Below are 22016 nucleotides of genomic sequence, written 5' to 3'. Positions count from 1 at the left end.
TCCTGCGCCGACGAGGCCCGGTCCGAGCATCCGCTCGCACCGGGCCTCGATCGTTCCCGAACCAGAGGGGTCGTCCTCGGGCCTCGTGAACCCCGCGAGGATCAGACGTCGATGCTCTCGCGGGACAGTCGGTCGGAGCTGTCCACGATGAACTCCTTCCTCGGGGCGACGTCGTTGCCCATGAGGAGTTCGAAGATACGTCCGGCCGACTCGGCGTCCTCGACGCGCACGCGGCGGAGCGTGCGGTGGCGTCGATCCATCGTGGTCGTCGCCAACTGGTCGGCGTCCATCTCGCCGAGTCCCTTGTACCGCTGGATCGGTTCCTGATGCTTCTTGCCGGTGCGCTTGAGGTCGGCGAGCACGGCGTGCAGCTCGGCTTCGGAGTAGGTGTAGATCGTCTCGTTCGGCTTCGAACCGGGGTTGATGACGATGACCCGATGGAGCGGTGGCACCGCAGCGAAGACGCGGCCCGCCTCGATGAGCGGCCGCATGTAGCGGAAGAAGAGCGTGAGCAGGAGCGTGCGGATGTGCGCACCGTCGACGTCCGCGTCGCTCATCAGGATGATCTTCCCGTACCGGGCGGCGTCGAGGTCGAAGGATCGACCTGACCCGGCTCCGATGACCTGGATGATGGACGCGCACTCGGCGTTCGACAGCATGTCGGAGACGGAGGCCTTCTGCACGTTCAGGATCTTGCCGCGGATCGGGAGGAGCGCCTGGTACGAGCTGTCGCGCGCCAGCTTCGCCGTCCCGAGGGCGGAGTCCCCCTCGACGATGAACAGTTCACTCGACTCGAGGTTGCCCGAGCGGCAGTCGACCAACTTGGCCGGCAGTGACGAGTTCTCGAGGGCGTTCTTCCGGCGCTGCGTCTCCTTGTGGGTCCGGGCGGAGATCCGGGACTTCATCTCGGACACGATCTTCTCGAGCACGAGCGCCGTCTGCGCCTTGTCATCCCGTTTCGTCGAAGCGAACCGCTCCTTGAGTTCCTTGGCGACGACGTTCGCCACGATGGCCCGCACGGCAGGCGTCCCGAGGATCTCCTTCGTCTGGCCCTCGAACTGCGGCTCCGCGAGCCGGACCGTCAGCACGGCGGTCAGGCCGGCGAGGACGTCGTCCTTCTCGAGCTTGTCCGAGCCGACCTTCAGGCGGCGGGCGTTCTGCTCCACCTGGGCCCGGAGGAACTTCAGCAGCCCCTGATCGAACCCCAGCTGGTGCGTGCCGCCCTTCGGCGTGGCGATGATGTTGACGAAGCTCCGCATGACCGTCTCGTACCCGGTCCCCCAGCGAAGGGCGATGTCGACCTCCGCCTCCCGTTCCACCTCGGTCGCGACCATGGTGCCCGACGGCGACAGGACGGGCACCGTCTCGGTGAACGTGCCGCTTCCGGTGAGACGCCAGGTGTCGGTGAGGGCGGTGTCGCCCGCCAGGTAGTCGACGAACTCCGAGATGCCGCCCTCATAGCGGTAGATCGCCTCGGTCGGTTCCTCGACGGTCTCGTCGCGGATGTGGATGCCGAGCCCCTTGATGAGGAAGGCCGTCTGACGGGCTCGGCCCAACAGCTCCTCAGCCTGGAACTGCGCACCCTTCGTGAAGATCTGGCGGTCGGCCCAGTAGCGGATCCGCGTGCCCGTCACGCCGCGCTTGGTCTTCCCGATGACCCGGAGTTCGCTCTGCTTCTCGAAGGGGGTGAAAGGTGCGTCCGGCGTGGGCTCACCGGTGTCGGCGAAGATGCCGGGCTCGCCACGGTGGAAGGACATCGCGTAGGTCTTGCCACCGCGGTCCACCTCGACATCGAGCCGTTCCGAGAGCGCATTGACGACGGAGGCGCCGACGCCGTGCAGCCCGCCCGACGCGGCGTAGGACCCACCGCCGAACTTGCCGCCGGCGTGCAGCTTCGTGAACACGACCTCGACGCCCGACAGGCCGGTCTTCGGCTCGATGTCGACCGGGATGCCTCGCGCGTGGTCTCGGACCTCGACGCTCTGGTCGGCGTGCAGGATGATCTCGATCTCGTCACCGTGCCCGCCGAGTGCCTCGTCGACCGAGTTGTCGATGATCTCCCAGAGGCAGTGCATGAGGCCCCGCGAGTCCGTCGATCCGATGTACATGCCGGGTCGCTTGCGCACCGCCTCGAGGCCTTCGAGGACGGAGAGATGCCGGGCGGAGTAGTCGCTGCTCACCTCTCAAGAGTAGTCTCCGCGTCCGACACGCCGATGGTGACACTCGGCGGCGATCCCGCCATCCTGCATTCCGGCCGGCCACCCATCCGGCTGAGGGTCTGGTCCGAATGATCTACGCGCAGAGCGAAACGAACGCGCAAAGGCACACCGTTGCGGCGAACGCGTGCTTTCATGAGTACTACGAGTTTCGTAGCCGCCCGAGTCAGGAGGAGCACATGTCACAGACTGCTACCGAGAGCACGCCGAGTGACCTCGACGCCCAGCAACTGACTGCCGCCGATCGTTGCGATCTGTGCGGAGCACAGGCCTACATCCGCGTGCAGATGAACAGCGGTGAGCTGCTGTTCTGCGCGCACCACGGCAAGAAGTACCAGGAGAAGCTGACGCAGGTCGCGACCGACTGGCACGACGAGTCCGCGCGGCTCTTCACCGAGCAGCGCGCGTAGCCTCCCCAGTCATGACGAAGGGCCCCGGATCCGAGATCCGGGGCCCTTCGTCATGGGTTCAGCCGATGGACGTGACAATCTGTGCCCGTGCCTGCTCGGCGATGTCGTCGAGCGCCCTCAGTTCCGGCGACTCGTCGAGCATCGACGTCCCACCGGCGACGGCGATGGCCTGACGGAGCAGCCGGTCGGCCAGTTCGGGGTTCTTCGCCAGCACCGGTCCGTGCAGATGGGTGCCGATGAACGGACCGACCATCGCACCCTCGGTGCCGTCTCCGTTGCCGCGGCCGTGGCGCACCGCGCCGACCGCCTGGACGCCCGTACCGGCGCGGAAGTCCCTCGCGTGGTTCTCGTAGCCCACGAGGACGGGCGACTCCAGCTCGAGGTCGCCGGCCGGCACGACGAGCAGGTCGTCGCTGGCCCGGGCGCTGCGGAGCGGGGCGTCCCCCTCGATGATCGCGAGTCCGTCCACCCAGCTGCCCGGTGTCAGTTCGAGACGACGGGTGAGGAGCTTCCATCCGTTCGCCACGGCGAGGACCGGCACCCCAGCCTCCACCCACGCGATGAAGGCGTCGTGGAACGGCCGGAGCGCTTCGAGGACGACCGGGGCGGACGGGTCGTCGCAGGAGCCGAGCACGACGGCGTGGGCCGCGTCCGGCAGGTCCGCCACCGACTCGACCGGGACCAGCTCGACGGTGAGTCCCCGAGCGCGACCACGGCGAGCGAGGACCGAGCCGTTCTCGGCGTCGCCGTTGACGTTGCAGCTCGACGGCAGCAGGACGGCGATGATGATCGTCGGCTCGGTCGTCATGCGTCGTCCTGATCGTTCGAGGCGAGCCCGAGGTGCGCACGCGTGCGACGCATCGAGTCGGCGGTGAAGATGACGGTCTTGCGGCCGACACGTGGGGCGGGAAGCGCCAGGAACGCGTCGAGGGCCGCACCGAGATCCGGCTCGATGCGATCGATCTCGACGCCGTCGTACCCGAGCTGGAGCGCCGCCTCCCAGGCCTTCGACCCGGAGACGACGGCGACACGACCGAGACGGGCCGTGTCGACCGGCCACAGGTAGGACGGGTCGCGGACGTCGCTGCCGACGGCCACCAGGATCTGTTCCGTGTCCGGAGCGAGACTGTCGACGTTCAGTTGGAAGCTCGCCGGGTTCTGGACGAGCACGAACTCCACCTCGACACCACGCACGGTGGTCACCTCGCCTCGGCCGAACACCGGGGTCAGGGCCTCGAACGAGGCCGCCGCCGTGGCGAGTCGGAACTCCGGCCCGAGGATGGCCGCGGCACCGGAGATGGCTGCAGCCGCGTCGACGGCGTAGTGCACGCCGCGAGCGGGAAGACGGAACCGCGCGGTCTCGCCTCGGTGCGCGATGACCACCTCGTCGCCGGCCAGCGACTGCACCACCGTGCCGGCGTCCGCGTCCACACGATCCGGGGCGGTCGAGCTGTAACCGAGACCACGTGGGCTGGCTTCCAGGACCGAGGCCGAGACGCCGTACCGCCACCGGGTCGCGGCACTGCCCGAGGCGACCTCGTCGACCAGCGCGTCGTCGCCGTTCAGCACCAGCGAACCGGTCGATCGTCCGGCGATCGCGTCGAGCATCCGGGACACCATGGCGGCATCGTGGAAGCGGTCGATCTGGTCGACGGACACGTTCGTCAGGATGACATGCGCTGGACGGAGCCGCGGGGCGATCAGGGCGCCGTGGCCCTCGTCCATCTCGAGCACGCCCAGGTCCGCGTCGATCCGACCTCGCAGGTCGGCACGTTCCAGCAATGCCGAGGTGAGGCCCTGTGAGATGTTCGCCGTGGACGGGTTCGTGAACACCGAGACCTGATGCGCGCGGAGGATACCCACGAGCATCTTGGTCGTGGTGGACTTCCCGCTCGACCCGCTCACGATGACGAGGCCACGCGGGAAGCTGTTCAGCGTATCTGGCAGGAACCCGGGCGCGACCCGGTTGACCACGAGGCCGGGAACGGCAGATCCCCCGCCCGGCTTACGCAGCCTGGCGAGGAATCGGACGGCTCGACCCGCGAGGATGGCGGGGGCGTAGCGCATGCTCCTACTCGAGGTAGTCGCGGAGCGACTGGGATCGGCTCGGGTGACGCAGCTTCGCCATGGTCTTCGACTCGATCTGTCGGATCCGCTCGCGCGTGACGCCGAACGTGTCGCCGATCTGGTCGAGCGTCTTCGGCATGCCGTCTCCGAGGCCGAAGCGCATCCGGATGACCCCGGCTTCACGCTCGGACAGTGAATCGAGCAGCGACTCCAACTGCTTCTGCAGCATGGTGAAGCTCACCGCATCGGCGGGGACGACCGCCTCGGTGTCCTCGATCAGGTCGCCGAACTCGCTGTCGCCGTCCTCCCCCAGCGGGGTGTGCAGCGAGATGGGCTCGCGGCCGTACTTCTGCACCTCGATGACCTTCTCGGGCGTCATGTCGAGCTCACGGCTGAGTTCCTCAGGCGTGGGTTCGCGGCCGAGGTCCTGGAGCATCTGGCGCTGGACGCGAGCGAGCTTGTTGATGACCTCGACCATGTGCACGGGGATGCGGATGGTCCGCGCCTGGTCGGCCATGGCTCGCGTGATGGCCTGACGGATCCACCAGGTCGCGTAGGTGGAGAACTTGAAGCCCTTCGTGTAGTCGAACTTCTCGACGGCACGGATGAGACCGAGGTTGCCCTCTTGGATGAGGTCGAGGAACTGCATGCCTCGTCCGGTGTAGCGCTTGGCGAGGCTCACGACGAGTCGGAGGTTGGCACCGAGCAGGTGGCTCTTCGCCCGGGCTCCGTCCTTCGCGACCCACTGGAGTTCTCGGCCGACCCGCGAACGCTTCTCGAGGTCGGACAGCTGCGAGAGCTTGTCCTCCGCGAAGAGTCCGGCCTCGATGCGCATGGCGAGTTCGACCTCCTCTGCTGCGTTGAGGAGGGCGACCTTACCGATCTGCTTGAGGTAGTCCTTCACCGGGTCGGCGGTCGCGCCGGTGATCGCGGCGGAGTAGACCGGGATCTCGTCGTCGTCGCTGTTGGAGAGCACGAGTGCGTCGGTGGGGAGGGTGATCTCGGGGACGGACTTGTCGTCCTCCTCCTCGACCGTCTCCGTCGCTTCGCCGGCGGGTGCGTCGACCACGGCGTCGTCGGCGACGACCTCGACGACGACGTCCTCGTCGTCGGCAGCCTCATCGGCCTCCGAGTTCGCCTTCGGGGCGGCCTTGGCGCGCGTGGCCTTCGCCTTGGGAGCGGCTTTCGTGCGCGGCGTTGCGGCCTTGGTGGTCCGAGCCTTCGCTGCGGGAGCCTCCGTGGCCTCGTCTGCCGGCGCTGCTTCGTCTGCGCGAGCGGTCTTGGTGGCCATAGCTGCACCTTCCTGTTCGGACCCGGCTTCGAGAGTCAACGCCGGATCGTCCGTGATTTCGGACATTACGAGGACCCATGTCAAGTCTTGGTGCAGTGCAACCCGAAAAGGGCCGCCGACATTCCGAGAGGTGAACGGGTCCGAGATCCATTATAGCGCGCTACGGAAGGCCGCAGAGCCACCGGCGGTTTGTCAAGAGCCGGTCCGGCGCACGGGGCGAACGCTCAGCGACGGCGACCGAGTCGGGCGCGGACGGCGATCCACAGCGGGCCGACCGCGATCCCCTCCTCCTCGACGAAGCGCTTCCGTGTGCGCGACCTGGCCACGAGCAGCATGGCGACGCCGAAGCCGATCACGAGGTACTGCACCGAGAACGCGATCCTGAAGCTGTCCATCGAGTAGTCGGCGCGCGAGCCGCCACTGACCGCGTCGATGATGAGGCCGATCAGGAACATGATGACGAAGCTCGCGAGGAACCCTCCGACGTTGACGATGCCGTTCGCACCGCCGAGCGCACGGATGGGGTTGAAGGTCCTGGCGAAGTCGAACCCGATCAGCGACCCCGGTCCGCCGACCCCCACGACGACGAACAGGACGATGACGAGCCACATCGGTGGCACGCCGGGCCACAGGAGCAGCGCCGCCCACGCAAGGCCCATGACGGTCACGATGCAGAGCACCAGGTTGCTGCGCCGATACGGGAACCGAGCGGTGAGCACGCCGATGATCGGTCCCGCGATCATGCCGGAGACGACGATCACGATGAGGAGCGACGCCGCAAGCGGCTGCGAGTACCCGAGCGCGTAGACCATGAACGGGAAGCCCCAGAGGAGGGTGAGGACGGTCCCGGAGGACTGGGTCACGAAGTGCGACCAGAACCCGAGACGGGTGCCGGGCCGCCGCAGGCTGACCACCACCTCGCGGACGACGTGGCCCCAGCTCTCCGGCCGGGGTGCCTCGTCGGACCCCGTCGGGCGGTCGCGGACGACGATCAACACGCCGACCAGGGCGAGCAGGACGAGGCCCGCCGCGCCGAGGAACGCCGGCGACCACCCGAGGGCGTGCAGGACGAACGAGAAGGGGACCGCCGACAGGACCTGCCCGATCTGCCCGATGTTGCCCACCCACTGCGAGACGATCGGGACCCGGTGCGTCGGGAACCAGGAGTTCACGAGCCGGAGGACCGAGGTGAACACGGCGGCGTCGCCGAGTCCGACGAGCATCCGCCCGATGATGGCGCCTCCCAGTTCGGTCGTGAGCCCCAACCAGATCTGACCGATCATGACGACCGACAAGCCCGCTGCGATGAGGATCCGTGGACCGAGGCGGTCGATGAGGACGCCGACGGGGACCTGCATCGCGGCGTAGACGATCAGCTGCGCGACCGCCAGCGTCGACAGGGCGGCGGCGTCGATGTGGAATCGGCCTGTGGCGTCGACGGCTGCGACACCGAGCGTCGACCGCTGCATGACGGTGATGAGGTAGGCGAACACCCCGACGCCGAACACCCACCAGACGCGTCGAGATCCCACCGATCCAGCTTAGGTGCTCGAACGGTCCTCGTCGCCGTGCCGCCTGCTGGCGAGGAACTTCTCGAGTTCGGCCGCGATCTCGTCGGCGGTCGGCAGGGCACCGTCGATGTCGGTGAGCGGCGACTTCGGGGAGTTGTCCGCCATGTAGGCGTCGTAACGCTCTTCGAGCGTCGTGACCAGCTGACCGAGTTCGTGGTTCGTGCCGACCTGTTCGTCGATCTTGGCGAGGAAGTCACGGCCGTCCTCACGGAGCCGGTCCGTGGGGAAGATCAAACCGGTCGCGGCACTCAGGCTCTCGATGGCCATGATCGCCGCGGCGGGGAACTCCGTGTCCGCCAGGTAGTGCGGGACGAGGAGGACGAACGCCGCGATGCTGTCGCCGCGCTCATAGAGGCGGTGTTCGAGCAGGTGCAGCACGTTGGACGGCACCTGAGTCCGCGGGCGCCAGACCGAGAGCGACTCGATGAGATCGAAGCGGTTGCCGCTCACGGTCACGCCGATGGGTCGGGTGTGCGGGACCGGCATGGGGATCGCGTGGACCCACGTCGTGTCGCTCACCCGGAACCGGTCGACGAGTTCCAGCACCGCGGCGACGAACCGTCCCCACAGGAAGTCCGGCTCGAAGCCGGTGAGGAGGAGGAACGGCGATCCGAGCTCGTCATGCGCGAGCGAGAGCGTCAACCGCGGCGGACGGTATTCCGTCAGGTGGTCCTGGTCGAAGGAGATGATCGGTCGGCGCGCGCGGTAGTCGAGCAGCACGTCGGCGTCGAACTCGGCGACGACCGTCGTGTCGAGCACGTCGTCGAGGTAGGAGTTCAGCTGCCCGACCGCTCCCCCGGCGTCGGAGAAACCGGTGAGCCCCGCGACCAGGTGCAGGCCGGCCGGCACGTCGATCTCTGCGTGCACCTCGTAGAGGTCGTCTGGCGTAGGCATGGTCCAACTCTAAACGGGGGTGTCCGAGGGCTCCGCCCCTCTGGCCCCTCCGGGTACCGCCGAGAGCGAACAGGGGCGGCGTCGCGTCCGGCCCGCGGGGCGCGTGCCTACGATGGAGACATGACGATCCCCGCACTGTCCGTCGTGTCCGCCACCGTGGAGCAGCTCGAGGGCGAGTTACTCGTCCTCGCAGTGAGGCAGGGCCAGGACGGCCCGGAACTGCTCGCTCCCGAGCCGTACACGGCACTGACCGCAGAACTTCGCGCCTCTGGTGTCTCCGGGGCCGAAGACCAGGTGCGTCGGCTCCCCGACCACTTCGGGACCGCGGCGGGTCTCGTCCTCATGGGACTCGGCGCCGACACGGACCCTGCGGCCTTCCGTCGCGCCGCAGGCGCGGTGACCCGAGGGCTGGACGGCCACGCCTCCATCACGTTCGCGCTGACGGAGGAGACGGCGGAGGCAGCGGAAGCCGTCCTCGAGGGCGCGGCCATCGGCGCGTACCGCTACGCCGCGTCCCGTGGCACGGGAACGCCGTCGGCGCCCGACCCCCTCGAGCGCGTCACCGTCGTCGTCCCGCCCGCCCTCGACGCCCCTGGTGTCGACGTCGCCGAGCACGCTGCGGCGGTCGCCGAAGCCATCGGGCTCGTCAAGGACCTCGTCAACACCCCACCGAACGAGCTCTACCCGGCGACCTTCGCCGACGCCGCGCGGGCCGCCGTCGACGGCCTCGACGTCGAGGTCGAGGAATGGGACGAGACCCGCCTGGCCGAGGACGGCTTCGGCGGCATCCTCGGGGTCGGGCAGGGATCCTCACGGCCCCCGCGTCTCGTGAAGCTGAGCTACCACCCGGAGGCGGCTCGAACGCACCTCGCGCTCGTCGGCAAGGGCATCACCTTCGACAGCGGTGGGCTGTCGTTGAAGCCGCCGGTGTCGATGGTCGGCATGAAGTACGACATGACCGGGGCGGCCACCGTCCTCGCCGTCCTGGCCGCCGCTGCGCGCCTCGGCGTGCCGACGAGACTCACCGCCTGGTTGTGTCTCGCCGAGAACCTCCCGTCCGGGACCGCGATCCGACCGAACGACGTCCTCACCATCCGTGGTGGACGCACGGTCGAGGTCACCAACACCGACGCCGAGGGCCGTCTGGTCCTGGCGGACGGTCTGGTCGCCGCCGGCGAGGAGGAGCCGGACGCGATCATCGACGTCGCGACCCTCACCGGCGCCGCCGTGGTGGCGCTGGGCAACCGCTACACCGGGGTCATGGGCGACGCCGCGTTCGTGACCGACCTCATCGCGACCGGGTCCGGCGCCGACGAGCTCTTCTGGCCGATGCCGTTCCCAGCGGAACTCCGCAAGGTGCTCGACTCGGACGTGGCCGACCTCGCGAACGCGAAGCCTGGCACCACCGCGGGCGGCATGCTCGTCGCCGGGACCTTCCTGCAGGAGTTCATCCCCGAACGCACCGATGCCGAGGGCGTGGCGACCCGCATCCCGTGGGCGCACCTGGACATCGCCGGCAGCGCCATGAACGGCGACGCCGCATACGGCTTCACCGCCAAGGGACCGACCGGTGTCGCGGTCCGTACCCTCCTCGCAATGGCCGAGGAGATTAGCCACCCGTAGTAAGGTCGACGGGGGCGGTTCGACCTGCCTCGACACCGCCGAACACACCACGACGGTTTCCGATCGACCACGAAGCACACACAAGGAGCAACGGAGTGTCCGAGCAGAATTTTGACCTGGTAGTCCTGGGAGGCGGAAGCGGCGGATACGCTGCGGCGCTGCGCGCTTCGCAGCTCGGCCTCACCGTCGGCATGATCGAGAAGGACAAGGTCGGCGGCACCTGCTTGCACCGCGGCTGCATCCCGACCAAGGCGCTGCTGCACTCCGCCGAGGTCGCCGACGCGTCCCGCGAGTCCGAGAAGTTCGGCGTCAAGTCGACCTTCGAGGGCATCGACATCGAGGGTGTCACGAAGTACCGCGAGGGCATCGTCGCGAAGAAGTACAAGGGGCTCCAAGGCCTCGTGAAGGCTCGTGGCATCACCACGATCGAGGGTGAGGGCCGTCTGGTCTCCCCGACGAGCGTGCAGGTCGGCGACGACCTCATCACGGGCAAGAACGTCATCCTCGCGACGGGTTCGTACAGCCGCTCGCTCCCCGGCCTCGAGATCGGTGGCCGTGTCATCACGAGCGAGCAGGCGCTGCAGCTCGACTTCGTCCCCAAGAAGGTCGCCGTGCTCGGCGGCGGCGTGATCGGCGTCGAGTTCGCCAGCGTGTGGAAGTCCTTCGGCACCGAGGTGACGATCATCGAGGCGCTCCCCCACCTCGTCCCCAACGAGGACGAGGCCATCAGCAAGGCCCTCGAGCGCGCGTTCCGCAAGCGCGGGATCGAGTACTCGCTCGGCGTCCGGTTCCAGGGCGTCACCCAGGACGACCAGGGTGTGCAGATCACGCTCGAGGACGGCAAGACCATCGACGCCGAGCTCCTGCTCGTCGCCGTCGGCCGTGGCCCGTCGACCGCCGGACTCGGTTTCGAGGAGGTCGGTGTCACCATCGACCGCGGCTTCGTCATCACCAACGACCGCCTCGAGACGAACATCCCCGGCCTCTACGCCGTCGGCGACATCGTGCCCGGCCTCCAGCTCGCGCACCGCGGCTTCCAGCAGGGCATCTTCGTCGCCGAGGAGATCGCCGGTCTCAAGCCGGTCGTCATCGAGGACATCAACATCCCGAAGGTCACCTACAGCGACCCCGAGATCGCGTCGGTCGGTCTGAGCGAGGCGAAGGCGGCTGAGCAGTACGGCGCCGACAACATCACGAGCTACGACTTCAACCTCGCCGGCAACGGTAAGAGTGAGATCATCGGCACGAGCGGCAACGTCAAGGTCATCCGCGTGAACGACGGCCCGGTGATCGGCGTCCACATGATCGGTGCCCGGGTAGGCGAGCTCATCGCCGAAGGCCAGCTCGCCGTCAACTGGGAGGCATACCCGGAGGACATCGCGCCGCTCATCCACGCACACCCCACGCAGAACGAGGCGCTCGGCGAAGCATTCCTCGCGCTCGCAGGCAAGCCCCTGCACGCGCTGTGACGCGGCCCGAACACCCCAATAAGCTAAAGCACACACAACAGGTTTCAAAGGAGACAAGGTCATGAGCGAATCCGTCAGCCTCCCGGCACTCGGCGAGAGTGTCACCGAGGGTACGGTCACCCGCTGGCTGAAGAATGTCGGCGACACCGTGGAGGTCGACGAGCCGTTGCTCGAAGTTTCGACCGACAAGGTCGACACCGAGATCCCTTCGCCCGTCGCAGGTGTCATCGAAGCGATCCTCGTCCAGGAAGACGAGACCGTCGAGGTCGGTACCGCCCTCGTGACCATCGGTGATGGTTCGGGCGCTGCCGCGGCTGAAGAGCCCGCTCCGGCGGCGGAGCCGGCAGCTGAAGCACCTGCCCCTGCCGCCGAGCCCGAGCCGGCCCCGGCAGCCGAGCCTGCTCCGGCTCCGGCTGCTGCTCCGGCTCCGGCTGCTGCTCCGGCACCGGCTGCTGCTCCGGCACCGGCTGCTGCTCCGGCCCCCGCCGCTGCTCCGGCTCCCGCGCCTGCTGCTCCGGCTCCGGCCGCTGCTCCGGCACCTGCTGCTTCCGAGCAGCCTTCCGGTGTCGTCAACTCCGGCTATGTCACGCCGCTCGTCCGCCGCCTGGCGAACCAGCACGGGGTCGACCTCAACACCGTCACCGGCACCGGTGTCGGTGGACGCATCCGCAAGGAGGACGTCCTCCAGGCACAGCGTGCCGGCAGCACGACCGACACCGAGACCGCAGCGGCACCCGCCGTCCAGGTCTCGGAACTCCGCGGCACGAGCAAGGCCATGTCGCGTCTCCGCAAGGTCGTCGCCGAGCGCGCCGTCGCTTCGATGCAGGGCACCGCCCAGCTCACGAGCGTGGTCGAGGTCGACGTCACGAAGGTCGCCGCACTGCGCACGGCCGTCAAGGACGAGTTCCTGGCCAAGACCGGCAACAAGCTCTCCTTCCTGCCGTTCTTCGCCCTCGCAGCCAGCGAGGCGCTCCAGACGTACCCGATCATCAACGCCACGGTCGATGGCGATCAGATCGTCTACCCGGAGACCGAGAACCTCGCGATCGCGGTCGACACCGAGCGTGGTCTCCTCACCCCGGTCATCCGTGACTCCGGCTCCAAGTCGATCGCGGAGCTCGGCGCGGAGATCGCCGACCTCGCTCAGCGGACGCGCGACAACAAGCTGCAGCCCGACGAGCTCTCCGGCGGGACGTTCACGCTGACCAACACCGGCTCGCGGGGTGCGCTGTTCGACACCCCGATCGTGTTCCTGCCGCAGTCGGCGATCCTCGGAACCGGCATCGTGACCAAGAAGCCGGTCGTCGTGACGGTCGACGGGGCCGACGCCATCGCCATCCGCTCGACGGTCTACCTCGCCCTGAGCTACGACCACCGGATCATCGACGGCGCGGACGCTGCACGTTTCCTCGTCCAGGTGAAGAACCGCCTCGAAGCAGGCGACTTCCGCGGCTCGCTCGGGATCTGATCGCAGCACGACCACCCGGGGATCTCCGCCTCATCCGGCGGTGAAGACCTCCCGCAGACGCCAGCCCGTCTCGCCCCTCACCACGAGGAGCGTGACGGGCTGGCGTCGTTTCGTCGCACCGTCGTCCGTGGCCACTCCTTCGCCGGTGCCACGGAGGACCGCCGCGTCGCCCTGGCGGTCGACGAGCTCCAGCGTCGCCGCCTCGATCGATCCGATCCCGTCGCCCACCTGCTCCTCGTCGCCGAACGGCGATCCCGGTTCGACAGCCTCCCAGAGGCACGTTGCATCCGAACTCGAACGACACTGGTCGCGTCTGAGTACGAGTGCGCGGGCGGCTGCGAGCGGATCATCGCCCTCGACGGCCTCATCGCCCTCGGCGCCCTCGCCGGCCTCGGCGCCCTCGCCGGCCTCGCCGGCCTCGCCGGCATCGGCCTGCACGGAGGGGACGGGCGCAGGAGCGGAGGACGGCGCCTGCACCGTCGAGGGCTGCTGCTCGCTCGAACCAGCGTCGGCGGTGCTCGGCACCTCCGGTGGCAGGAGCACCATCGCGGTCGACGCCAGTACCACCGCCATGCCCGCTCCCCCGAGGATCAGGCGCCGGCGCGGTGGGCCGCTCCGCCGCACCGCAGGGCGGTCGGCGCTCGCCTCACGGGAGCGGTGACCCCCACGAACGTCGATGCGCTGACGCAGCCTCGTGGTCAGGGGCGTGCGGCGCCTCGCCTCGGCAACAGCACGTCTCGTCGGCGGCGCGGTCGACCGCATCACCCGGTCGTGTTCGACGGCAGCGCGGATCTCGTCGGCTGCGGTACCCGCCGGAGGATCGATGCGGTCCAGGAGGACAGGCAGGGGTCGTGCGAGGGCATGGATCCGCTGCTGCAGGCGGTTGGCGATCTCATGGTCGGCGAGTCCGGGCGCGACTTCCGCGACCCACGACTCAGTCTCGGGCTGATCGGCGGACGGCGTCGATCGCAGCACGCCGTCCATGAGTCTCGAGAACGCCGACCAATCCTCGACGAACGCCGGGTCGGGTTGGCCGGTGCCGCCGCTGAGACCGGGACGGTCGACGGCGACGGCCTGGGACCAACCGGCGAGGACCGGTCGACCGTCGGCGGCGAACGACACCGCCGTGGCCGCGATGCCACCGTGACTGATGCCCGCGAGATGCGCCGCTCGGACGGCGTCGACGAGCGGCGCCAGGATGGTGACGGCTTCGCCAGGAGCGATCGACTCGCGGCGTCGTAACAACTCCCCCAGCGTGCCACCGGCGAGCCGCTCGACCAGCAGGCACGGAAGGCCACCTGGGTCCTCTGCGACATCGATGAGTCTCACGATGTGCGGATGATCGAGACGCGACAGGATGGCCGCCCGCCGCCAGAGGCTCCGTTCAGCGGCGTCCGCCCTGGCGCGGAGCAGGACGGCGTCGGCGACGGTCGGCGCAAGGACTCCTCCGCCGCGTCCGCCGGGCTGGACCTCGACCGGGACCGTCGAGTAGGCCGTCCACTCCTGGCCGGTACCCAGGCGCCTGACGAGGCGACGGCCTGCCACGGTGACTGCTGCATCGGACGGATCGATCGTCGTTTCCATATCCCGATCCTGTGACGTCGAGGGTCCGGTGCGTCCTTCCGCTCACATCGTTGTGGACAAGGAACCGGCGGGGCGCTCCTGTGGAGCACATCGCAGCATCACGACCCTCCGGCACCGGCTATCCTGGGAGCATGGCTCAGAAGGACGCGCCCCCGGCGGCGCAGAAGGAACCAGGGCGGATCAAGCAGCTCTGGCAGGTGTTCCAGCTCACCCGTCGCCACGACAAGGCGGCGCAGTGGTTGATGCTCGGTGGGTTCATCCTGCCGGTGCTCATCGGCATCGCCGTGGCGCTGCTGTTCTCCGCCGGGAACATCTTCGCGCTCGTCATGTGGATCATCGCGGGCGTGCTCGCGGGCATCCTGGTTGCGCTGTTCATCCTCACGCGTCGCGCGGACAAGGTCGTCTACACGCAGATCGAGGGTCGGCCCGGCGCTGTCGGACAGGTCCTCCGTGCGGCTCCGCGCTCGTGGCAGACCAGCGAGATGCCCGTCGCCGTGAACCCCAAGACCCAGGACGCGATCTACCGCGCCGTCGGTCGCGGGGGCGTCGCCCTCATCGCCGAGGGACCACGTTCGCGCACCTCACGCCTGCTCGAGGACGAGAAGCGCAAGGTCACCCGTATCCTCCCGAACGTGCCCATCACGGTCTTCCACGTCGGCCCCGACGCCGACTCCGTGCAGCTCCGTCAGCTCTCCGGTGCCCTCCGGAAGGTCAAGAAGTCCTTGACCAACCCCGAGGTGCTCGCCGTGAGCAACCGTCTGTCGTCGTTCGGCACCCAGCTCCCGATCCCGAAGGGCGTCGACCCGATGCGGGTCCGCCCGCAGCGCGCACGCTGATCACCTGACGTCGCGCAACGTCTCCCGCGCAACCGCAACGGCCGCCCTCTCCGGAGGGCGGCCGTTGTCGTGTTCCGATCGTCGGCGCGGATTCAGCGCACGCGGAGGAGCACCGTGCCGGCGACCTTGTCGTGGAAGCCGCGCTGGTCCGAGTCCCAGACGAGCGCCGGCACGACGACGCACAGGAGCACCGTCCGGACCACCGGACGCCACAGCCCGACCCAACCGCCGGTCAACGGCATCAACCGCATGCCGCACAGGCGGTGACCGATGCTGCCACCGATCGTCGGGATGAATACGAGCTGCATGATCGCGAAGATGACGAGCGTCGCCGTGGCGTCGTAGGCGAAGAAGGCGACGGAGAGCACGACGGCGAGAGCCCAGTCGATCACGAGGGCGGTGATACGCCGACCGACCCGCGCGACCGAACGGACGCCGCTCTCGGGAAGTCCGAGCCGTTCGCCAGGGAAGGCACTGGGAGGAAGCTCACCGAAGGTCCGTGGATTCTGCGGGGTCTGGGGCACTGTGCCATTCTATTCGGGCGGGGATTCTCGTAACATCCACGAAACATGGGTGTCATGGCGGGGTAACCCCCTCCCCGTAGTCTCACAGGTGGCTGCGCTGTGCAGCCTCCCTGTACCAACCCCATTTGGAGCCATTCACATGTTCAGTGATTCTTCCGAAGTGCTCAAGTTCATCAAGGACACCGATGTCAAGTTCCTCGACATCCGCTTCACGGACCTTCCCGGCGTGCAGCAGCACTTCAACATCCCGGCCAGCACCGTCGACGAGGAGTTCTTCACCGTCGGCCAGCTCTTCGATGGCTCGTCCATCCGTGGCTTCGCCAACATCCACGAGTCCGACATGCAGCTGATCCCGGATGTCTCCACCGCCTACATCGACGCCTTCCGTGCCGAGCGCACGCTCATCATGGTGTTCGACATCTACAACCCCCGCAACGGCGAGATCTACTCGAAGGACCCGCGTCAGGTCGCCAAGAAGGCTGAGAAGTACCTCGCCTCGACCGGCATCGCGGACACCGCGTTCTTCGCCCCCGAAGCAGAGTTCTACATCTTCGACGACGTCCGCTACGAGGTGAACCAGCACTCGAGCTTCTACTCGGTGGACTCCGAAGAGGGAGCCTGGAACACCGGTCGCGCCGAAGAGGGCGGCAACCTCGGTAACAAGACGCCGTACAAGGGTGGCTACTTCCCCGTCAGCCCCGTCGACAAGCAGGCCGACCTCCGCGACGACATCAGCCTCAAGCTGATCGACGCCGGCCTCATCCTCGAGCGCGCTCACCACGAAGTGGGCACCGGCGGCCAGGCTGAGATCAACTACCGCTTCGACACCATGGTCGCCGCGGCGGACGACATCCTGAAGTTCAAGTACATCGTCAAGAACACGGCTGAGCTGTGGGGCAAGACCGCGACCTTCATGCCGAAGCCGCTCTTCGGCGACAACGGTTCGGGCATGCACACGCACCAGTCGCTCTGGAGCGACGGCAAGCCGCTCTTCTACGACGAGAACGGCTACGGCGGTCTCTCCGACCTCGCCCGCTGGTACATCGGTGGTCTGCTGAAGCACGCCCCCGCGGTCCTCGCCTTCACGAACCCGACGGTGAACTCCTACCACCGCCTCGTCCCCGGCTTCGAAGCTCCGGTCAACCTGGTCTACTCGGCCGGCAACCGCTCAGCGTCGATCCGTATCCCGATCACGGGCACGAACCCGAAGGCCAAGCGCATCGAGTTCCGCGCGCCCGACGCCTCCGGCAACCCGTACCTGGCGTTCGCCGCGCAGCTGATGGCGGGCCTCGACGGCATCAAGAACCGCATCGAGCCGCACGAGCCCGTCGACAAGGACCTCTACGAGCTTCCCCCCGAGGAGGCCAAGAACATCCCGCAGGTGCCCGCATCGCTCGGTGCCGCACTCGAGGCACTCGAGGCGGACCACGAGTTCCTCCTCGCCGGCAACGTCTTCACGCCGGAGCTCATCGAGACCTGGATCCAGTACAAGCGCGAGAACGAGATCAAGCCGCTGGCCCAGCGCCCGCACCCGTTCGAGTTCGAGCTGTACTACGGCGTCTGAGTCCCTTCAGCACCACGAACCGCCCCGTCATCCCTCCGGATGGCGGGGCGGTTCCGCGTGATCGGTGAGCCGGGCTCAGAGCCCGTAGAACCCGTGCTCGAAGACGGTGCGGGCCCGACGGGTGGCGGCGAGGTAGTCCTGTTCCAGGAGGCTCGCCGATCCGGTCGGGTACTCCAACAACCGTGCGACGCCCTCGAGCTGCAGTCGGTCGCTGGGCAGCACGTCCTGGGTTTTGTTCAACCACAGGGTCATGGCCGAGCGGATCCGCGACGCCAGGATCCACGCGTCGCGCAGACGGTCGGCGGACTCCCGATCGACGAAGCCCGCCTCCACCGCCGCGTCGAGCGCGCGCAGCGTCGACGTCGTCCGGAGCGCAGGCACATCCGCGCCGTGCTCGAGCTGCAGCAGCTGCACGAACCACTCGACGTCGCTCAGTGATCCGCGTCCGAGTTTGAGGTGTCTGGTCGGATCGGCGCCCTGCGGCAGTCGTTCGTTCTCGACCCGCGCCTTGATCCGCTTCACCTCACGGACGGACTGCTCACTGATCTCCGCCGGGTAGCGGACGGTGTCCGCCACCTCGGTGAAGGCGGCGATCAGGTCGACGTCGCCGACGACGCCGGCAGCCCGCAGGAGCGCCTGCGCCTCCCAGGTGAGCGACCAGCGCGCGTAGTAGTTCCGGTAGGAGTCGAGGGACCGCACGAGGGGCCCGTTCTTGCCCTCCGGACGCAGGTCGAGGTCGAGGTCGAGCGGGAGCCGTGCGTCCTCGCTCAGCCGGTTGAGCTCGGCGGCGATCGCAGCCGCCTGCCGTTGCGCGAGCTGCGGCTCGACGTCCGGAAGCGCCCGGAAGACGTAGAGGACGTCCAGGTCCGACCCGAGGCCCAGCTCGGCTCCGCCGTACCGACCCATGGCGATGATGGCGAACTCGATGTCGGCTCCGAGCCCGCCGATGCGGCGGACGGCACCGAGGAGTCCGGCGAGCGTGGCCGTCGAGACGTCGGTGAGACCTGCGGCCAGCCCCTGGACGTCGAGCATGCCGACCGTGGAGGACATCGCGAGGCGCAGGACCTCGCGGCGCCGTACCGCCCGAATGGCCGCGGCCGCGGAGTCGGGAGAGTCGTGTCGTCGGAGGATCGCCGCGATCTCCTCGCCGAGCGCTGCCGACGACCGAGGGCGGAGGTCCTCATCGCCGGCGAGCCAGGCAGCGGACTCCGGGATCCGGTCCATGAGCTCGCCGATGAACCGCGAGCCGGACAGGACGCGGGTGAGGCGCTCGGCCGCACCCGAGGAGTCGCGCAGCATCCGGAGGAACCAGTGCGACTCGCCGAGCGCTTCGCTGAGTCGTCGGAACGCGAGCAGGCCGTAGTCGGGGTCGGCGCCGTCCGCGAACCACCCCAGCATGACGGGGAGGAGGTGCCGTTGGATGTTCGCGCGACGGGACACCCCGGCGGTGAGCGCTCCGATGTGGGCCAGCGCACCGCGGGGGTCGACGAAGCCGATCGCCGCGAGTCGGGCCTCAGCCTGCCCGCTGGTCAGACTCAGTCCGCTCTCGGGCAGGGCGGCGACCGCCGAGAGCAACGGACGGTAGAACAGCCGCTCGTGCAGTTGCCGGACGCCGTGCTTCGTCGTCTCCCACCGGGAGACGAGCGCCTGGGCGGTCGTCGCGAGCGTGCTCGAGCGGGCCAGCGACCGCAGCGACGGCTCGTCGCGCGGCATCATGTGGGTGCGTTGCAGTCGCGTCAGCTGGAGACGGTGTTCGAGGACGCGGAGCAGGCGGTAGTCGTGCGCGAACTCCTGCGCCTCGGCGCGACCGATGTATCCGGCCGTGGCGAGGCCGTCGAGCGCCGCGAGCGTGCCGCGCTGGTGGACGGAGTCGTCGAGCTGGCCGTGCACCAGCTGGAGGAGCTGGACGGTGAACTCGATGTCGCGGAGGCCGCCCGGGCCGAGCTTCAACTGATAGTGGACGTCCTCCGCGGGGATGTTCTCGGTGACGCGCTCGCGCATGCGCTGCACGGACTCGACGAAGCCCTCACGTGACGCACTCCCCCACACCTTCGGCTGCACCGCCTCGATGTAGCGCGCCCCGAGCTCCTGATCGCCGGCGAGAGCCCTGGCCTTGAGGAGGGCCTGGAACTCCCAGCTCTTCGCCCACCGGTCGTAGTAGACCAGGTGTGACTCGAGGGTGCGCACCAGGGCGCCCGCCTTTCCCTCCGGGCGCAGGTTCGGGTCGACCTCCCAGAGGCTCGGCTCGAGACCGGCCTGGCCGAGGCCCCGCATGGTGAGGACGGCGAGTCGGGTGGCGATCTCGACGGCGCGACCGTTGTCGAGGCCGCCCTCGTCATCCCCCGAGCCCTCGCCGACGAAGATGACGTCCACGTCCGAGACGTAGTTCAGTTCTCGCGCGCCGGCCTTGCCCATACCGATGATGGCGAACCGTGTCGCCGCGACCTCCTCGCGCGGATAGACGCCGGGACCGCGTGAGCCGCTCGTCTGCGTCCTGGCGACCGCGATCGACGCCTCCAAGGCGCCTGCAGCGAGATCGGAGAGGGCGCTCGCGACGCGGTCGAGGACGACGATGGGATCGGGTGCGCAGAGGTCGAAGAGCGCGACCTCCGCGAGCAGACGCCGGTAGACGACGCGGATCGCGTCCCAGGCCGGTTCCTCGACGACCTCGGCGAAGCCGTCCACGGCACCGACGCTCGCGAGCAGCTCGTCGCGGGCTTCGTCGAGGGTGGGGACCCTCGTGACCGGCAACTCGAAGACAGACAATTGGTCGGGGTGCCGCAGGAAGAAGTCGATGAAGCCCTGCGATGCACCCAACAGCCGGAACAAGCGTTCGGTCGACGCCTGGTCGGCGAGGAGTGCGGCGAGCTCGTCGGGCGACTTCCGGCCGATCATGAGCACACCGACGAGCGCTGCGTCCGGATCCGCCGCGACGGCGAACGACGGCGTGATGACCGCCGGGTCGACCGGGACGAGCGCCGCGAGTTCCTGCAACCGATCCCGGGCCTCACCGAGACCGGTGAAGCCGAGCCTCGCGAGGGTGCTGAGTGAGATGTTCTCCCGGACCATACGAGCCACCGGCCCCCTCGGTTAGAGCATCTCCAGGTTGCTGGCCAATTCGAACGGGGTCACCTGGGCGCGGTACTCCTGCCACTCCTGGCGCTTGTTCAGCAGGACGTAGTTGAAGACCTGCTCACCGAGCGTCTCCGCGACGAGTTCTGATCCCTCCATGAGGCTCACGGCACGATCGAGGCTGGCGGGCAGGGCGTTGTACCCGAGGGCACGACGCTCCGTGTCGGAGAGGGTCCAGACGTTGTCCTCGGCCTCGGGTGGGAGTTCGTAGCCCTCCTCGATGCCCTTGAGGCCGGCCGCGAGCATGAGCGAGAACGCGAGGTACGGGTTGGCCGCCGAATCGATGGCACGGTACTCGACCCGGGCGCTCTGGCCCTTGTTGGGCTTGTAGAGCGGGACCCGGACGAGCGCCGAACGGTTGTTGTGACCCCAGCAGACGAAGCTCGGCGCCTCGGAGAGCTTGTTCGGCCCGACTCCACCCCACAGTCGCTTGTAGGAGTTCACGAACTGGTTGGTGACCGCGGTGATCTCCGGAGCGTGCGTGAGGAGCCCGGCGATGAACTGCCGGCCCGTCTTCGAGAGCTGGTACTGCGCACCGGCCTCGTAGAACGCGTTGGAATCGCCTTCGAACAGCGACATGTGCGTGTGCATGCCGCTCCCCGGCTGGTGGACGAGGGGCTTCGGCATGAAGGTCGCGTAGACGCCCTGCTCGATCGCCACCTCCTTCACGACGGTGCGGAAGGTCATGATGTTGTCCGCCGTGGTGAGGGCGTCCGCGTACCGGAGGTCGATCTCGTTCTGACCCGGCCCGGCCTCATGGTGGCTGAACTCGACGGAGATGCCCAGGTCTTCCAGCATCCGGACGGAGCGACGACGGAAGTCGTGCGCGGTCCCGCCGGGGACGTTGTCGAAGTAGCCGGCGGAGTCCACGGGCTCCGGGCCGTCGACGCCGTACTGCGAGGACTTCAGGAGGTAGAACTCGATCTCGGGGTGCGTGTAGAAGGTGAACCCCATGTCGGCCGCCTTGGCCAGGGTGCGCTTCAGGACGTTCCGCGGATCGGCCACGGCCGGCTGGCCGTCGGGCGTCGTGATGTCGCAGAACATGCGCGCGGTCGGGTCGATCTCGCCGCGCCACGGGAGGATCTGGAACGTCGTCGGGTCCGGGTGCGCCAGCAGATCCGACTCGTAGGACCGGCTGAGCCCCTCGATCGCGGAGCCGTCGAAACCGAGGCCCTCGGAGAAGGCGCCTTCGACCTCGGCCGGCGCGATCGCGACGGACTTGAGGGTGCCGACGACGTCGGTGAACCACAGCCGGACGAACTTGACGCCCCGCTCCTCGATCGTGCGGAGAACGAAGTCGCGCTGCTTATCCATCTGCCCCTCTTCCTTCGGCCGGCGGCCCGTGTCTAGGCTACTGGCTCCGTCCG

Annotated in this window: 16 protein-coding genes; 6 read left to right on the top strand and 10 right to left on the bottom strand. The window is 68.4% G+C overall.

Features of this window, described 5'->3' with window-relative positions:
- Positions 1 to 101 precede the first annotated feature (101 nt).
- The gene (locus QRN26_RS00885; protein ID WP_285034915.1) at positions 102 to 2180 is read right to left on the bottom strand and encodes a DNA gyrase/topoisomerase IV subunit B; all 2079 of its coding nucleotides are present in this window, start codon (positions 2178 to 2180) and stop codon (positions 102 to 104) included.
- 215 nt (positions 2181 to 2395) lie between these two features.
- On the opposite strand from QRN26_RS00885, the gene QRN26_RS00880 reads away from it, so the two are divergent.
- Complete coding sequence (locus QRN26_RS00880; RefSeq protein WP_056011197.1) at positions 2396 to 2626, top strand: DUF7455 domain-containing protein; 231 nt, start codon at positions 2396 to 2398, stop codon at positions 2624 to 2626.
- A gap of 58 nt (positions 2627 to 2684) precedes the next feature.
- Here QRN26_RS00880 and QRN26_RS00875 read toward each other — a convergent pair whose 3' ends face one another.
- The 5 genes from QRN26_RS00875 to QRN26_RS00855 all read right to left on the bottom strand — a co-directional run bounded on the left by QRN26_RS00875 (position 2685) and on the right by QRN26_RS00855 (position 8449).
- Positions 2685 to 3434, bottom strand: a complete 750-nt coding sequence (locus QRN26_RS00875; protein ID WP_285034914.1) for a type 1 glutamine amidotransferase — start codon at positions 3432 to 3434, stop codon at positions 2685 to 2687.
- Positions 3431 to 4693: a MurT ligase domain-containing protein gene (locus QRN26_RS00870; protein ID WP_056777571.1), complete on the bottom strand. Its 1263-nt coding sequence runs from the start codon at positions 4691 to 4693 to the stop codon at positions 3431 to 3433. The genes QRN26_RS00875 and QRN26_RS00870 overlap by 4 nt, the downstream gene beginning before the upstream one ends.
- A 4-nt stretch (positions 4694 to 4697) precedes the next feature.
- Positions 4698 to 5984, bottom strand: a complete 1287-nt coding sequence (locus tag QRN26_RS00865; protein WP_056777573.1) for an RNA polymerase sigma factor — start codon at positions 5982 to 5984, stop codon at positions 4698 to 4700.
- 224 nt (positions 5985 to 6208) lie between these two features.
- Positions 6209 to 7516 (bottom strand): MFS transporter, encoded by a 1308-nt coding sequence (locus QRN26_RS00860; RefSeq protein WP_056005962.1) that lies wholly within the window; start codon positions 7514 to 7516, stop codon positions 6209 to 6211.
- 9 nt (positions 7517 to 7525) lie between these two features.
- On the bottom strand, positions 7526 to 8449 hold the full coding sequence (locus QRN26_RS00855; RefSeq protein ID WP_056005965.1) for a proteasome assembly chaperone family protein: 924 nt from the start codon (positions 8447 to 8449) through the stop codon (positions 7526 to 7528).
- A 120-nt stretch (positions 8450 to 8569) separates the two neighbouring features.
- Here QRN26_RS00855 and QRN26_RS00850 point away from each other — a divergent pair, with 120 nt between their 5' ends.
- The 3 genes from QRN26_RS00850 to QRN26_RS00840 all read left to right on the top strand — a co-directional run bounded on the left by QRN26_RS00850 (position 8570) and on the right by QRN26_RS00840 (position 13009).
- The gene (locus QRN26_RS00850; protein WP_285034913.1) at positions 8570 to 10072 is read left to right on the top strand and encodes a leucyl aminopeptidase; all 1503 of its coding nucleotides are present in this window, start codon (positions 8570 to 8572) and stop codon (positions 10070 to 10072) included.
- A 95-nt stretch (positions 10073 to 10167) separates the two neighbouring features.
- Positions 10168 to 11541: a dihydrolipoyl dehydrogenase gene (gene lpdA, locus QRN26_RS00845; protein ID WP_056005971.1), complete on the top strand. Its 1374-nt coding sequence runs from the start codon at positions 10168 to 10170 to the stop codon at positions 11539 to 11541.
- Between the two features lie 61 nt (positions 11542 to 11602).
- Positions 11603 to 13009 carry a 2-oxo acid dehydrogenase subunit E2 gene (locus QRN26_RS00840; protein ID WP_285034912.1) on the top strand — a complete coding sequence of 469 codons (1407 nt, stop codon included), beginning with the start codon at positions 11603 to 11605 and terminating at the stop codon, positions 13007 to 13009.
- Positions 13010 to 13039: 30 nt separating this feature from the next.
- On the opposite strand, the gene QRN26_RS00835 is transcribed toward QRN26_RS00840, so the two are convergent.
- A complete protein-coding gene (locus QRN26_RS00835; RefSeq protein WP_285034911.1) occupies positions 13040 to 14593 on the bottom strand; it encodes a protein kinase domain-containing protein in 1554 nt (517 codons plus the stop codon).
- 131 nt (positions 14594 to 14724) lie between these two features.
- Here QRN26_RS00835 and QRN26_RS00830 point away from each other — a divergent pair, with 131 nt between their 5' ends.
- Positions 14725 to 15429: a DUF4191 domain-containing protein gene (locus tag QRN26_RS00830; protein WP_285034910.1), complete on the top strand. Its 705-nt coding sequence runs from the start codon at positions 14725 to 14727 to the stop codon at positions 15427 to 15429.
- Between the two features lie 92 nt (positions 15430 to 15521).
- Here QRN26_RS00830 and QRN26_RS00825 read toward each other — a convergent pair whose 3' ends face one another.
- Positions 15522 to 15953 (bottom strand): RDD family protein, encoded by a 432-nt coding sequence (locus QRN26_RS00825; RefSeq protein WP_056777588.1) that lies wholly within the window; start codon positions 15951 to 15953, stop codon positions 15522 to 15524.
- Positions 15954 to 16092: 139 nt separating this feature from the next.
- Between QRN26_RS00825 and glnA the strand changes: the two genes are divergently transcribed.
- Entirely contained in the window at positions 16093 to 17517 is a 1425-nt protein-coding gene (gene glnA, locus QRN26_RS00820) for a type I glutamate--ammonia ligase (protein WP_056005986.1), read from the top strand.
- Positions 17518 to 17592: 75 nt separating this feature from the next.
- Here the strand turns inward: glnA and QRN26_RS00815 are convergent, their stop codons facing one another.
- Positions 17593 to 20586 carry a bifunctional [glutamine synthetase] adenylyltransferase/[glutamine synthetase]-adenylyl-L-tyrosine phosphorylase gene (locus QRN26_RS00815; protein WP_285034937.1) on the bottom strand — a complete coding sequence of 998 codons (2994 nt, stop codon included), beginning with the start codon at positions 20584 to 20586 and terminating at the stop codon, positions 17593 to 17595.
- 21 nt (positions 20587 to 20607) lie between these two features.
- Positions 20608 to 21963, bottom strand: coding sequence for a glutamine synthetase family protein (locus tag QRN26_RS00810; RefSeq protein ID WP_056005992.1), 1356 nt, complete (start codon positions 21961 to 21963; stop codon positions 20608 to 20610).
- Positions 21964 to 22016 lie beyond the last annotated feature (53 nt).

The sequence above is a fragment of the Plantibacter sp. ME-Dv--P-095 genome, assembly GCF_030209365.1.
GTDB lineage: Bacteria > Actinomycetota > Actinomycetes > Actinomycetales > Microbacteriaceae > Plantibacter.
This window is presented reverse-complemented; position numbering and strand designations above follow the sequence as displayed.

Excerpts from the sequence above, each read along its gene's own strand:
- QRN26_RS00880 (WP_056011197.1), top strand. The coding sequence starts at position 2,396 with ATGTCACAGACTGCTACCGAGAGCACGCCGAGTGACCTCGACGCCCAG.
- QRN26_RS00875 (WP_285034914.1), bottom strand. The coding sequence starts at position 3,434 with ATGACGACCGAGCCGACGATCATCATCGCCGTCCTGCTGCCGTCGAGC.
- QRN26_RS00870 (WP_056777571.1), bottom strand. The coding sequence starts at position 4,693 with ATGCGCTACGCCCCCGCCATCCTCGCGGGTCGAGCCGTCCGATTCCTC.
- QRN26_RS00865 (WP_056777573.1), bottom strand. The coding sequence starts at position 5,984 with ATGGCCACCAAGACCGCTCGCGCAGACGAAGCAGCGCCGGCAGACGAG.
- QRN26_RS00855 (WP_056005965.1), bottom strand. The coding sequence starts at position 8,449 with ATGCCTACGCCAGACGACCTCTACGAGGTGCACGCAGAGATCGACGTG.
- QRN26_RS00850 (WP_285034913.1), top strand. The coding sequence starts at position 8,570 with ATGACGATCCCCGCACTGTCCGTCGTGTCCGCCACCGTGGAGCAGCTC.
- QRN26_RS00840 (WP_285034912.1), top strand. The coding sequence starts at position 11,603 with ATGAGCGAATCCGTCAGCCTCCCGGCACTCGGCGAGAGTGTCACCGAG.
- QRN26_RS00835 (WP_285034911.1), bottom strand. The coding sequence starts at position 14,593 with ATGGAAACGACGATCGATCCGTCCGATGCAGCAGTCACCGTGGCAGGC.
- QRN26_RS00830 (WP_285034910.1), top strand. The coding sequence starts at position 14,725 with ATGGCTCAGAAGGACGCGCCCCCGGCGGCGCAGAAGGAACCAGGGCGG.
- glnA (WP_056005986.1), top strand. The coding sequence starts at position 16,093 with ATGTTCAGTGATTCTTCCGAAGTGCTCAAGTTCATCAAGGACACCGAT.
- QRN26_RS00815 (WP_285034937.1), bottom strand. The coding sequence starts at position 20,586 with ATGGTCCGGGAGAACATCTCACTCAGCACCCTCGCGAGGCTCGGCTTC.
- QRN26_RS00810 (WP_056005992.1), bottom strand. The coding sequence starts at position 21,963 with ATGGATAAGCAGCGCGACTTCGTTCTCCGCACGATCGAGGAGCGGGGC.